This is a genomic window from Streptomyces sp. NPDC096132 (genome assembly GCF_044763345.1).
Lineage (GTDB): Bacteria > Actinomycetota > Actinomycetes > Streptomycetales > Streptomycetaceae > Streptomyces.
Genome location: NZ_JBIWGA010000005.1, coordinates 514,933 through 526,961 on the forward strand (window position 1 = coordinate 514,933; position 12,029 = coordinate 526,961).

Consider the following 12,029-nt stretch of genomic DNA (forward strand, 5'->3'; position numbering starts at 1 on the left):
CGTACGCCATGGAACTCCTGCTCGCACTCCTCATGGGCCTCGGCGTCTGGGGCGTCTTCGCCGGGATCCGCATGTACCGGGCCGAGGTGAAGCTGCCCAGCGACCTGGTGCTGGCCCTGGAGGTCGGCTCGACCCGCACCGGCGCGGTCGGCTCGCTCGTCGACCGCATGGGCATGCGGTACGCGCCCGCCGTACTGCGGCTGATGGGCCCCAAGCAGGTCGCCCGCTACCGCCGCCGGATCGACCTCGCGGGCAACCCGGGCGGCCTGACCATCGACCGCTACGCCGCCCGCCGCGCGGTCTACGGCGCGATCGGCGGCGTGGGCGCCCTGGCCGCGTTCCTCCAGGGCAGCTTCTTCGTCGCGCTGCTCATGCTGGCCTTCGCGGCCTTCTGGTCCGAGGTCGGCATCTGGTCCGCGATCCGGGTCCGCAAGGACGCCATCGAACGCACCCTGCCCGACTTCCTCGACGTCCTCGCCGTCGTCGTGAGCGCGGGCCTCGGCTTCCGCCAGGCCCTCGACCGCGTCGCCTCCAAGTACGAGGGCCCCTGGGCGGACGAGATCCGCATCACGCTCCGCCAGATGGACCTCGGCATGAGCCGCCGCGAGGCCTTCGAGGAACTGCGCCGCCGCAACGACTCCGAGCAGGTCGCCATGTTCGTCACCGCGCTCCAGCAGGGCGAGGAGTTGGGCGCGCCGATCGTCGACACGCTCGTCGCCATCGCCAAGGACATGCGCCGCACCGACGCCCAGAACGCCCGCCGCAAGGCGGCCCGCGCGGTCCCCAAGGCCACGCTGATGATCACGACGTTCATGGTCCCGGCGACGATGCTCCTCCTCGGCGCGGGGATGCTCCTCGGCTCCGGTACGGACTTCAGCTCGATCACGGGGGAGTAGGCGGGCGCACATGAAGGAAACCGTGGACAACCCGGGCGACCTCGGCCTCCAGGTCAACGCCCTCCAGGCGATGTGCCGCCAGGTCTTCGGCTTCCGCCTCGCCATGATCGCCGTGGCCGCCCCGGCCGCCCTCCTCAACGCCTCCCCGGGCCTGGGCGTCCGCCTGGTCGGCGCGGCCGTGGTCGTCACCTTCATGGGCTCGTACGTCCTCTTCCGCGACTGGGAACGCTTCGGCCCCCTCCTCCTGCGCCACCCCACCCTCCTGGCGGTGGACACCGTCCTCGGCACCCTCCTGCTGATCTCCGCCGGCCCGGACACCACCCTCGCCTACGTCAGCGTCTGCACCCCCCTCCTCGCCGGCATCGTCTACGGCTGGCGCGGCGCCGCCTGCTTCGCCTCGCTCCAGTCGCTGATCCTGCTGCTGGTCCACGCGACCGTCGGCCAGGGCTCGGACGCGAGTCTCGCCGAGAGACTGCTGCTGCCGGGCTTCTGCGTCATCACCGGCGCGGTCGGTTCGTCCCTGCGCGGCCTGATGCTCCGCTTCGGCGAGGCCACCCAGGCCCTGACCGCCGTCAGCGAACGGCTCGCGGTCGCCGAGGCGGTGGCCGCCGAACGCGCCCGCCTCGCCCGCGAGATGCACGACTCCGTGGCCAAGACCCTGCACGGCGTGGCCCTCGCGGCGGACTCGCTGGCCCGCTCGGCGGACCCGGACCCCGCGACGGTCCGGGAACGCGCCGAACTCGTCGCCCGCTCGGCCCGCCGCGCCGCCGCCGAGTCCCGTGAACTCCTCACCGACCTGCGCCGCGAGCCGGCGGACCAGGGCGTCGACGTCCTGCCCGAACTGCGCGCCCGCGCCGGAGACTTCGCTCGACGCACCGGCCTGCCGGTCAGCTACCACCCCACCGGGGACCGTACGACCCTCCCCGTCCCGCCCGCGGTCGCCCGCCAACTCCTCACCATCACCGCGGAGGCCATGGAGAACGCCCACCGTCACGCTGCCCCCACGTCGGTGGAGGTCCGCGCGGGCGTCCAGGACGACCTCCTCACCCTCACCGTCCACGACGACGGCCGCGGCCTGCCCCCCGGCACCACCCTCGAACACCTCCGCCGCACCGGCCACTTCGGCCTCGTCGGCATGGCGGAACGGGCCGCCCGCGTCGGCGCCCGCCTCCGTATCGCCAGCGGCGACCGCACCCCGGGCACCGAGGTGCGCCTGGAACTCCCGCTGGCGGCACTGACCTTCCGAGAGGAGGCACCATGCCGGACCAGCCCGCCGTACGTGTAGTGGTGGCCGACGACAACCCGGTGGTCCGCGCGGGCCTGACCGCGCTCCTCTCGAACGGCGAGGACTTCACCGTCGTGGCGGAGGCTGCGGACGGCCACGAGGCGTACCGGGCCGCCCTCGAACACCGTCCCGACGTCGTCCTCATCGACGTCCGGATGCCCGGCGTCGACGGTCTCACGGCCCTGCCGCACCTGGCCCGGATCGCCACGGTCCTGATGCTGACGTACAGCCAGGAGCCGTCCACCGTCCAGGCCGCGCTGCGGGGCGGGGCGAGCGGCTTTCTGGTCCATGGGGAGTTCACCGTGGACCAGCTGACGGCGGCGGTGCGAGACGCCCGAAGCAGTGCGAATGCACATGATGGTTCGGTATCAACTCCCTTGTTTCCAGCGACTTCACCCGAAGCGCTTTCGCGATTGCAATCGACTGTGGGACAGTCGTCGACATCGAGGCACAGGGCGGGGTTCCGACTCAGCGCGAGGGAGGCGGAGATCATGGACCTCATCGCGTCCGGCATGAACAACCAGCAGATCGCCGCCGCCTGTTTCATCAGCGAGAAGACGGTCAAGAACCACATCAACCGCATCTTCGCCAAGCTGCACAGCAGCAGCCGCGCCGAGGCGGCGGCCAAGTGGCTGGGAAATTGGGCCCTGGGGCCCTCGTCCCGGGCACCGTCTTCGCCCTACGGTCCCCCTGCCAATGCCTCAAACCGAGAGGAACGCCATGAGCGACCTGCTGCTGAGGACCGCCGTCGCGGCCAAGGTCCGGGTGACGGAGGCGGTACGGCGCCGCGCCGCCGACGACCGTGGGCAGACCGCGGTCGAGTATCTGGGGATCATCGCGGTGGTGGTGGCGATCGTGGTGTTGATCGCGAACACGAATCTGGGCGCGACCATCGTCAACAAACTGACGGCTCAGATCGCCAAGGTGGCTCCCTGACACGACCCCGCAGGCGCGGCGACGCAGGGCAGGCCTTCCCCATCTACATCACGGTGGTGGCGGGTCTGCTCTTTCTGGCGTTCGCGTACTTCGCGGTGGGCCAGGCGGCGGTGAACCGCAACGGCGCCCAGACCGCTGCGGACGCGGCGGCACTGGCGGCGGCCCAGGACACCAGGGACCAGCTGGCCGGGCAGTGGGCGCTGGATGTCCGTGACCCGACCAAGTGGCAGGACATCTTCGACGGCGTGGGAGCGACCGACTCCTGCTGGCGGGCCGACCAGTTGGCGTCGATGAACGACGCGGGCAACGTCCAGTGCGCGCCCGACGGCCTTCTGGGCTACCGAGTCACCCTCCAGACGAACAAGTCGATGGGGGACTCGGTCATACCCCTCACGAGCACTCAGCGGGCACACGCCACCGCCACCGCCGTGATCGAGCCGCTGTGCTCGTTCGAGCTGCCGGGCGACGACGCCGAGGACGACGTACTGCCGACGCTCACGTGCGACGACGGCGACTGGGAGCTGGACCCGGAAGACCTGACCGATCTGCCTGAGCCCGAGGACCTCTTCGACGTCCACCTGGTCACCGGCTGAAGAAGGAAGCAGAGTGATGAACACGCGATTCACGGTGAAAGCCCGCAAGGGGACGGTCGTGCTGGCCGTCGTGGCCGGGCTGGCCCTCGGGACTGCCGCATGCGGCGGTGGCGGCGGGGACGACAAGAAGCCCCAGAGCTCGTCGTCCGCATCGAAGGCCGGAGGATCGCAGCCGGAAGCACAGGAGGGCGAGTCCGAGGCGCCGTTGGCCGAGCTGAAGGGCCCGAGCGGGCTGCTCCTCCAGGTCACCTCCGCCGTACGGGATTCCGGCGGGTTCGTGACGGTGAACGGTCAGCTGAAGAACGACGGGTCGGAAGTCGCGGTGATTCCCCTGGAGCTGAGCGGCAACGAGACCGAGATCATGAACAACGGCAGATCCCTCGGCGGAGCCACCCTCGTCGACTCCAAGAGCAAGAAGCGCTACTACGTCCTCCGCGACACGGAAGGCCGCCCGCTGACCACCACCGGCTTCTCCACCCTCAAGGCGGGGGAATCGATCGACGTCTTCCTGCAGTTCCCCGCACCCCCGGCCGGCTCCACCGAGGTCACCTTCCAGCTCCCGCTGTTCCCCAGCGCGGTCATCAAGATCTCGGGGTGAGCCGGTCATGACCCCACGTCTCACTCTCGCGGTGGCCGCCGCCACCCTCCTGATCGTCGGGACGGCCCCGGCCGCCCTGGCCGACGACTCCACCCCCAGCGTCCCGCCGGGCACCGAACCCACCGCCACGGCACCGGTCGAGGTGGACCCCAACGACCCGGACCTCAAGCTCCCCGAGGGCGGCACCCTGGCCGAGCCCAAGGTGCTGGACATCAAGCAGGTCGTGGAGGACCAGTCGGGTGACGAGCGCCGTGAGGACACCAACGCGGACGTGACGTTCGCCCTCCAGGCGGAGGTCCTCTTCGGCAAGGACAGCGCGAAGCTCGGCGCGGAGGCGAAGGCCCGTATCGCCGTGATCGCCGACGAGATCAAGAAGCAGAACACCAAGCTCATCCGGGTCTTCGGCTTCACGGACGACCTCGGCTCCTCCGCCCACGGCGACGTCCTGTCGAAGCAGCGCGCGGACGCCGTGCAGGCGGAACTCGCCGGTGACCTCAACGACCCGGCCATCACCTTCGAGGTGCGGGGCTACGGCGAGCAGTACCCGATCGCCGACAACTCCACGGAAGAGGGCCGCAAGAAGAACCGCCGTGTCGAGATCACGTTCCCGAGGACGGCGAGCTGACCCTGACCTCGACCCGTACGCCGGCCCGCACCCCCCACCCGTCCATCGCCCCGGCCGCCGCCTCCAGCACATGCCGGGACCGGAGCCGGGGCAGGCCAAGCCGTCCCGGCGGCATGGTGCGGACGGCGATGACCGTGAGCCGCCGGTCGAGATAGGCGACGTCGATCGGCATGCGCATCCCGAAGGTGTGCACGCTGCCGGCGGGCGACAGCAGCATCGCGCCCGCCACGGAGTCCCGCCCGAGCAGTCCCCTCGTACGGGCCCGGTAGGAGGCGGCGATCTCCAGGGGAACCCGCACTCCGTCCGCACCCACGACGAGCTCGCCCCGCCCGTCCCGCCAGCGCGCCATACCCGGTCTCCCCTCGGTCGCATCGCTACCCTCGGCACCGTAGCGAGCCGGGGACACGAAGAGGTGGCCGTCGTATGCGGAAGATCGTCCTGATGATGTCGGTGTCCCTCGACGGATACTTCGAGGGTCCGGACCACGACATCTCCTGGCACCGGGTCGACGACGAGCTGCACCGCTACTTCAACGACACCGTCGCCCGGATGGACGGACTCATCAGCGGCCGGGTCACCTACGACCTCATGGCCGCGTACTGGCCCACCGCCGACGCCGACCCCACCACCCCCGCGCCGATGGCCGAGTTCGCCCGGATCTGGCGGGAGATCCCGAAGTACGTCTACTCCCGGACCCTGGAGCACGCCGACTGGAACACGACGATCGTCCGGGAGGTCGTCCCCGAGGAGGTGCGGGCCCTCAAGAACCGGCCGGGCCCCGGCGTCCTCGGTCTCGGCGGTGCCGACCTCGGCGCCACCTTCCTCCACCACGGCCTCGTCGACGAGCTCCACCTCTGTGTCCACCCCGTCCTGATCGGCCGCGGCAAACCCCTCTTCCCCCGCACCGACACGATGACCCACCTCCACCTCGCCGAGTCCCGCACCTTCGGCAACGGCGTCGTACTGCTGCGCTACGACGTGGCCCATGACTGAAAACCGAGGGCGCGAATAATCGGCGGCGCCCCCGCGCCCCCCTCTGCGACGATCGCCCCATGAGCGACGACGCCAGGAACAGGACCTTCGAGGACCTCCTTGCCGAGGGCGCCGCCGTCCCCACCGAGGGATGGGACTTCGCGTGGTTCGAGGGACGGGCGACCGAGGCGCGGCCCTGCCGGGCCGGCAGGGGATCGAAGCGGGGCGGGCGCGTGTACGTCACCTTGCGGCCCCGGTTCGGGCCGAAGCACAGCGCGCCCGCCTGGCCCGCCATGGGGGTCCCCCCATGCCCTTGAGGCTATGGGGGAGCAGCACCTGCCGCCAGCGCGGCCACAGGTCCTGGAAGGCGGGCATCACCAGATCCCCGGCCCAGGGACCGGTACGGGCGACGACCTCCTCGCCCAACTCCTCCACCGTCGGGCACACCCCTTCGAGCGCCTCCCCGATCGCCGCCACCACCTGCTCGGCCTGTTCCTCGGTGAGCCGTACGTCCGGGGGGAAGGGACTCGCGCCGGACGGAACCGCGGTCAGGGCGGCGCTCCACAGGGGCAGTTCACGGGCGGGCAGCAGATGGACCGTCCCACGCGGCCCGTGCGTCCGCACCAGCGACCGGTCCTCGCCCAGCGCGGACCGTACGTCCGTCCGTGTCATCCCCTCGGTCCGGACCCCGACCGAGAGCTCCGCCGCGGAGGGCACCTGCGCGTGCGCGCCGAGCATGGCCGCGACGACGTCCGCGGGGCCCCCGGCACCGGCCGCGAGCGGATTGGCCAGGAACTGCCGTTCCAGCCGCCGTGCGGAAGCCTCTTGCCAACTGATCCTCCGGGTCATGGCGCGACGCTGGAACGCAAAGAGGCCGGGAACTGTCCGCCATGGGCGCGCCGCGCCGCGCCCGGGGTCGACCCGAGGTGGCCCTGGTCACGAAGTGAAAAGGGCATTCCAACCCACTCTGCCGCAGAACACCCACGGTTCTTCACGGGGTTTCCACATCGTTATCGCGAGCGGTTCGCATTCGCCGACGACCTCACGTAAGTTCAAGCGCAGGTAATTCGCGTCAGCAAACCTGCGCGGGCGGCACCGCGCAGTGGAGGGGGCTGTGCGGCGCCGTCCGCGTCAAGCGGGCGTCAATGGCCGGGGTAGCCCGTCGGGGGGATGTGCGGGCAGCCGCCGGATCGCGCCCAGGCTCCACCAAAACCTCTGCTTCCCTCGGTAAACGCCGTCATTCCCCTGGGATTCCGCTGCGTTCCGGCCATGAATCACTTATGAATCATGGCCCGGAAGGGCATCTGGGCGTCGCCGAGCGACTCCGGAGAGTAATTGTCTCGCGCCGATGCACGCAGCATCACTTACGAAGGGTTATGGTGGAAACCCCCCCTCGGGCCGGTCCGTCTCCCCCCCACGGACCGGCCCGTTTTTTTGCACCCCGTCCACCACCCCTGCCGCACCCCTCGCCGCGAGCCCGGGCCCGCAGGGGTAGGCTTCCGCCCGCGGGGACCGCCACCGGACCGCCACCGCACAGAGGGGCTGACAATCACGTGAACCTGCGCGACAAGCTGCGCGGCCTTCTGGTCAGGCTGTACGCACGCCGGGTGGAAGGCCACCTGGACCACGCTCAGGTGCCCAAGCACATCGGCGTGATCATGGACGGCAACCGACGCTGGGCGAAGGCCGCGGGTTCCACCACCGAGCACGGCCACCGCGCCGGTGCCGAGAAGATCGAGGAATTCCTCGGCTGGTGCACCGAGACGGACGTCGAGGTCGTCACCCTCTGGCTGCTGTCGACGGACAACCTCGACCGCCCGCAGGAGGAACTCGTCCCGCTCCTCGGCATCATCGAGGACGTGGTGCGCACCCTCGCCGCCGACGGCCGCTGGCGCGTCCACCACGTCGGCACCCCCGACATCCTCCCCTCCCATGTGCAGACCGCCCTGAAGGAGTCCGAGGAAGCCACCGCCGGCGTCGACGGGATACTGGTCAACGTCGCCATCGGCTACGGCGGCCGGCAGGAGATCGCCGACGCCGTGCGCTCGATGATCACCGACGCCGCCGACAAGGGCACCACGATGGAGGACCTCGCGGACTCCGTCAGCGTCGACCTGATCGGCCGCCACCTCTACACCGGCGACCAGCCCGACCCCGATCTGGTGATCCGCACCAGCGGTGAACAGCGGCTGTCCGGATTCATGCTGTGGCAGACGGCCCATGCGGAGTACTACTTCTGTGAGGTCTTCTGGCCGGCCTTCCGCAAGGTCGACTTCCTGCGCGCCCTGCGCGACTACGCGGCTCGCCACCGCCGTTACGGCGGCTGACCCCCGTACGCCCCCGAAGGGGCAGGTGAGTACCCCTCTTGGGGTGGAAGTAACACGGAGTTCACCGGCGCGCCGTCATATGCCGTGGCATGGTGGCGCATGTTCGAGGGCATAAGCCAAGCAGGTCGACGCCCGAACCACGGGTGTCGGATCCTCAGCGGGCGGCACGGGGCCGTCCGCCCGGGAGGCCCTTTGCACCAGCCCGACCGTGCGGTCACGGCACGGAAGAAGCAGTGGGGGGCCGGTCCCCGGCCCGTGCATCGGGGCCGTCGACCGGTCGGGTTCTTCCCGCCCTCCCGGTCCAGCTTCCACTCCGTCGCTCCCCGACCTCATCCGAGGGGGTACGTCCTTCCGTGGTGACCAGCACAAAGCGTCGTCTGCCTGACCGGCGCACCTATGTTCTCGACACCAGCGTCCTGCTGGCCGATCCGAACGCCATGACCCGCTTCGAGGAGCACGAGGTCGTGCTCCCCATCGTGGTGGTCACGGAACTGGAGGCCAAGCGGCACCATCCCGAACTCGGCTACTTCGCCCGGCAGGCGCTGCGCCTGCTCGACGACTACCGGGTGAGGTACGGACGCCTCGACGCCCCGATCCCCATCGGGGAACTGGGCGGGACCATCCGTGTCGAGCTCAACCACTCGGACCCCAGCGTGCTGCCCACCGGCTACCGCCTGGGGGACAACGACTCACGCATCCTCGCGGTCGCCCGCAATCTGCAGGCCGAGGGGTTCGACGTCACCGTCGTCTCGAAGGATCTGCCGCTCAGGATCAAGGCGTCGTCGGTCGGCCTCCTGGCGGAGGAGTACCGCGCCGAGCTGGCCATCACGGACTCCTCCGGCTGGACCGGAATGTCCGAACTGACGCTGCCCGGGGAGCAGGTGGACGTCCTCTTCGAAGAAGGGCACGTCTACGTCCCCGAGGCCGCCGACCTGCCCGTGCACACCGGCCTGACCATCCAGTCGGAGCGCGGCAAGGCACTCGGCCGGGTCACCCCGGAGGGCAACGTCCGGCTGGTGCGCGGCGACCGGGAGGCGTTCGGCATCAAGGGCCGCAGCGCCGAGCAGCGCATCGCGCTCGACCTGCTGCTCGACCCGGACGTCGGGATCATGTCGATGGGCGGCCGGGCCGGCACCGGCAAGTCGGCGCTGGCGCTGTGCGCGGGTCTGGAGGCGGTCCTGGAGCGCCGCCAGCACCAGAAGGTGATGGTCTTCCGTCCGCTGTACGCGGTGGGCGGGCAGGAGCTCGGCTATCTGCCGGGCTCCGAGGCCGAGAAGATGAGCCCCTGGGCGCAGGCGGTCTTCGACACACTGTCGGCCGTCACCTCCCGCGAGGTCATCGAGGAGGTCACCGCCCGCGGGATGCTGGAGGTGCTCCCGCTGACCCACATCCGCGGGCGCTCCCTCCACGACGCGTTCGTGATCGTCGACGAGGCCCAGTCCCTCGAACGGAACGTCCTGCTGACCGTTCTGTCCCGAATCGGGGCCAATTCGCGGGTGGTTCTCACCCATGACGTGGCCCAGCGGGACAATCTGAGGGTCGGTCGCTACGACGGTGTCGTCGCCGTCGTCGAGAAGCTGAAGGGCCATCCGCTCTTCGCGCACGTGACGCTGAACCGGTCCGAGAGGTCCCAGATCGCGGCGCTTGTGACCGAAATGCTGGAGGACGGGCAGATCTGACCCTGACCGTACAAGTTCATAAGCTGTGAGCGTCAGTTGGCGCCGTCCGGCAAAGGCCGAGAGCCTAGCCGGGCGGCGTCGGCGTGTGTGTGGGTTTCGCGAAATCCCCTGGGTTCCCAGGAGTGTGAGCTTTCACACGCAACTCGGAATTGCCTTGCGGTGTCGGGTTACGGCAGAGTCTCGTTCCTGTCAGGCCCCGCATACGGCACACCTGTACCCCCAGCGGTACGGAAACGCACTCGCACCACCTTCAACTCCATAGCGTCGCCGTATGCCGCCCGAGCACCACACGGCGCTCCCTCCCGGGAGTTGCCCACCGGGCCCGTGTCTCCCGTGACCCACCTTGGGGAGGCCAGCGCCAGGGGCACGATTGCGTCCGCCAGGGTCACCGAAGCGGGCGATGCTGGAAGGAAACCGTGTGAGCCGGATCTCGGTCCGGGGATTCGCAGTGGCCTCGGCCACGGCGGTCACCGCTGTCGGAAGCGTCGTCGGCGTTGCCTCGGGCAGTGTCGCGCAGCCCAACGACGCAGAGTCGACGGCGAGCGACGCGACGCTCCTCGCTGACATACCTGTGGGCCAGCAGGCCCAGGTCCAGACGGACTCCCTGGCGCAGCAGGCCAACTACCAGGCCATCGCCGCCGACGAGGGTGCCAAGAAGGAAGCCGAGGAAGCGGCCCGCAAGGCCGCCGCCGAGACCGCCGTCGCGAAGAAGGAGGCCGCCGAGAAGGCGGCCAAGGAGCGCGCGGAGGCGAAGGCCAAGGCCAGCCGCAGCGCGTCCGACTTCCCGATCCAGAGCTCCTACACGATCGCGCAGATCCAGGCCATGGCCGCGCAGATGGTGCCGAGCGGCCAGTTCCAGTGCTTCAGCAACATCGTGGACCACGAGTCCAGCTGGAACTACCACGCGGTCAACGCCTCCTCCGGCGCCTACGGTCTCTTCCAGGCGCTGCCCGCCTCCAAGTACTCCTCGGCGGGTTCCGACTGGCAGACCAATCCGGCCACCCAGATCAAGTGGGGCCTGAACTACATGAACAGCCGGTACGGCAGCCCCTGTGAGGCGTGGTCGTTCTGGCAGGCCAACCACTGGTACTGAGCGCACGCGGCCCAGGCCGTTCACCCTTTTCATCTGACGACCGAGCAGAAGGAATCCGTGTGAGCCGGATATCGGCCCGGGGCTTCGCCGTGGCCTCAGCCACCGCGGTCACCACCGTCGGCGCTGTCATGGGGGTCGCCCAGGCCCAGCCGGGGCAGCCCACCGACGGCGCGGAGGCGACGGCGGGCGACTCGACCCTCCTCGCCGACTTACCCGTAGGCCAGCAGGCCCAGGTGCAGTCGGCCTCGCTGACCCGGCAGGCCACCACCCAGGCCATCGCCGCGGACGCCACCGCCAAGAAGACGGCGGAGGAGACGGCCCGCAAGCAGGCGGCCAAGGACGCGGTGGCCAAGCAGGAGGCCGCGGAGGCCAAGGCGAAGGCCGAGAAGGAAGCCAAGGAGCGCGCGGAGGCGGAGACCAAGGCCACCACGGCCTCGGGCACCGGCAGCTTCCCCCAGCAGGCGTCCTACACCGTCGCCGAGGTCCAGGCCATCGCACGCCAGATCGTGCCCGCCGGCCAGTTCCAGTGCTTCAGCAACATCGTGAACCACGAGTCCACCTGGAACTACCAGGCAGTCAACCCCTCTTCCGGCGCCTACGGCCTCGTCCAGGCCTACCCCGGCTCGAAGATGTCGTCCGCCGGCGCCGACTGGCGGACCAACCCGGCCACCCAGATCAAGTGGGGCCTCAACTACATGAACGAGCGCTACGGCAGTCCCTGCGACGCCTGGAACTACTGGCAGGCCAACGGCTCCTACTGAGCCGCCTGATCCGCTCAACCCCGCGCAGCCCCTCCCCGTCCTTAGGTGAGGGGCTTTCGCCCTGTACGGTCGTAAGAGCCTGTGTCATATCCCCGGCCGGGCGCGCGACGCCTGGCACGCACTCCCCCAGACGCCGCGCGCTGATCCGGCCGGGGATATGACACAGGCTCTAACTGATCGTTTCAGAATGCCGTCCCACGGAGACGCTGGCGGCCCCATGGAACAATCCCTTCAGTCACGGGCTCAGGGGGGATGACGCCGTAT

12 protein-coding genes and 3 pseudogenes are annotated in these 12,029 nt (G+C 69.9%); 13 read left to right on the forward strand and 2 right to left on the reverse strand.

The window, feature by feature from the left end; genetic code table 11:
* The first annotated feature begins 8 nt into the window (after window positions 1–8).
* From ACIRF9_RS15570 to ACIRF9_RS15600, 7 genes and pseudogenes are all read left to right on the forward strand, one after another.
* The gene (locus ACIRF9_RS15570; protein ID WP_403821160.1) at window positions 9–896 is read left to right on the forward strand and encodes a DUF5936 domain-containing protein; all 888 of its coding nucleotides are present in this window, start codon (window positions 9–11) and stop codon (window positions 894–896) included.
* 10 nt (window positions 897–906) lie between these two features.
* Window positions 907–2,181 (forward strand): sensor histidine kinase, encoded by a 1,275-nt coding sequence (locus ACIRF9_RS15575; protein WP_403821163.1) that lies wholly within the window; start codon window positions 907–909, stop codon window positions 2,179–2,181.
* A pseudogene (locus ACIRF9_RS15580) lies at window positions 2,154–2,819 on the forward strand (response regulator transcription factor); the annotation flags it as partial. The gene ACIRF9_RS15575 and the pseudogene ACIRF9_RS15580, both read left to right, overlap by 28 nt.
* A gap of 82 nt (window positions 2,820–2,901) precedes the next feature.
* Window positions 2,902–3,117, forward strand: a complete 216-nt coding sequence (locus ACIRF9_RS15585) for a Flp family type IVb pilin (protein WP_403821252.1) — start codon at window positions 2,902–2,904, stop codon at window positions 3,115–3,117.
* Window positions 3,114–3,710: a pilus assembly protein TadG-related protein gene (locus ACIRF9_RS15590; protein ID WP_403821255.1), complete on the forward strand. Its 597-nt coding sequence runs from the start codon at window positions 3,114–3,116 to the stop codon at window positions 3,708–3,710. Before ACIRF9_RS15585 ends, ACIRF9_RS15590 begins: the two co-directional genes overlap by 4 nt.
* A gap of 16 nt (window positions 3,711–3,726) precedes the next feature.
* Complete coding sequence (locus ACIRF9_RS15595) at window positions 3,727–4,308, forward strand: hypothetical protein (RefSeq protein WP_403821166.1); 582 nt, start codon at window positions 3,727–3,729, stop codon at window positions 4,306–4,308.
* 7 nt (window positions 4,309–4,315) lie between these two features.
* Window positions 4,316–4,933, forward strand: a complete 618-nt coding sequence (locus ACIRF9_RS15600; protein ID WP_403821169.1) for an OmpA family protein — start codon at window positions 4,316–4,318, stop codon at window positions 4,931–4,933.
* On the opposite strand, the gene ACIRF9_RS15605 is transcribed toward ACIRF9_RS15600, so the two are convergent.
* Window positions 4,908–5,282 (reverse strand): DUF192 domain-containing protein, encoded by a 375-nt coding sequence (locus ACIRF9_RS15605; RefSeq protein ID WP_403821172.1) that lies wholly within the window; start codon window positions 5,280–5,282, stop codon window positions 4,908–4,910. The genes ACIRF9_RS15600 and ACIRF9_RS15605 overlap by 26 nt on opposite strands.
* 74 nt (window positions 5,283–5,356) lie before the next feature.
* Between ACIRF9_RS15605 and ACIRF9_RS15610 the strand changes: the two genes are divergently transcribed.
* Together ACIRF9_RS15610 and ACIRF9_RS15615 are read left to right on the forward strand one after the other, a co-directional pair.
* Window positions 5,357–5,926, forward strand: coding sequence for a dihydrofolate reductase family protein (locus tag ACIRF9_RS15610; RefSeq protein WP_403821175.1), 570 nt, complete (start codon window positions 5,357–5,359; stop codon window positions 5,924–5,926).
* A gap of 59 nt (window positions 5,927–5,985) precedes the next feature.
* Window positions 5,986–6,102 (forward strand): annotated as a pseudogene (locus ACIRF9_RS15615) (SAM-dependent methyltransferase); the annotation flags it as partial.
* Here the strand turns inward: ACIRF9_RS15615 and ACIRF9_RS15620 are convergent.
* Window positions 6,081–6,754, reverse strand: a pseudogene (locus ACIRF9_RS15620) (DNA glycosylase AlkZ-like family protein); the annotation flags it as partial. The pseudogenes ACIRF9_RS15615 and ACIRF9_RS15620 sit on opposite strands and share 22 nt — an antisense overlap.
* A gap of 704 nt (window positions 6,755–7,458) precedes the next feature.
* Here ACIRF9_RS15620 and ACIRF9_RS15625 point away from each other — a divergent pair.
* The 4 genes from ACIRF9_RS15625 (at window position 7,459) to ACIRF9_RS15640 (ending at window position 11,765) form a co-directional block, all read left to right on the forward strand.
* A complete protein-coding gene (locus tag ACIRF9_RS15625) occupies window positions 7,459–8,232 on the forward strand; it encodes an isoprenyl transferase (protein WP_403821178.1) in 774 nt (257 codons plus the stop codon).
* 353 nt (window positions 8,233–8,585) lie between these two features.
* Window positions 8,586–9,911, forward strand: a complete 1,326-nt coding sequence (locus ACIRF9_RS15630; protein WP_403821181.1) for a PhoH family protein — start codon at window positions 8,586–8,588, stop codon at window positions 9,909–9,911.
* A 418-nt stretch (window positions 9,912–10,329) separates the two neighbouring features.
* Window positions 10,330–11,004: a transglycosylase SLT domain-containing protein gene (locus ACIRF9_RS15635; protein WP_403821183.1), complete on the forward strand. Its 675-nt coding sequence runs from the start codon at window positions 10,330–10,332 to the stop codon at window positions 11,002–11,004.
* Between the two features lie 59 nt (window positions 11,005–11,063).
* Window positions 11,064–11,765 carry a transglycosylase SLT domain-containing protein gene (locus ACIRF9_RS15640; protein ID WP_403821186.1) on the forward strand — a complete coding sequence of 234 codons (702 nt, stop codon included), beginning with the start codon at window positions 11,064–11,066 and terminating at the stop codon, window positions 11,763–11,765.
* Window positions 11,766–12,029 lie beyond the last annotated feature (264 nt).

What these genes read in the sequence shown, in the direction of transcription:
- ACIRF9_RS15570 (WP_403821160.1), top strand. Translation starts at nt 9, where the DNA reads ATGGAACTCCTGCTCGCACTCCTCATGGGCCTCGGCGTCTGGGGCGTC.
- ACIRF9_RS15575 (WP_403821163.1), top strand. Translation starts at nt 907, where the DNA reads ATGAAGGAAACCGTGGACAACCCGGGCGACCTCGGCCTCCAGGTCAAC.
- ACIRF9_RS15585 (WP_403821252.1), top strand. Translation starts at nt 2,902, where the DNA reads ATGAGCGACCTGCTGCTGAGGACCGCCGTCGCGGCCAAGGTCCGGGTG.
- ACIRF9_RS15595 (WP_403821166.1), top strand. Translation starts at nt 3,727, where the DNA reads ATGAACACGCGATTCACGGTGAAAGCCCGCAAGGGGACGGTCGTGCTG.
- ACIRF9_RS15600 (WP_403821169.1), top strand. Translation starts at nt 4,316, where the DNA reads ATGACCCCACGTCTCACTCTCGCGGTGGCCGCCGCCACCCTCCTGATC.
- ACIRF9_RS15605 (WP_403821172.1), bottom strand. Translation starts at nt 5,282, where the DNA reads ATGGCGCGCTGGCGGGACGGGCGGGGCGAGCTCGTCGTGGGTGCGGAC.
- ACIRF9_RS15610 (WP_403821175.1), top strand. Translation starts at nt 5,357, where the DNA reads ATGCGGAAGATCGTCCTGATGATGTCGGTGTCCCTCGACGGATACTTC.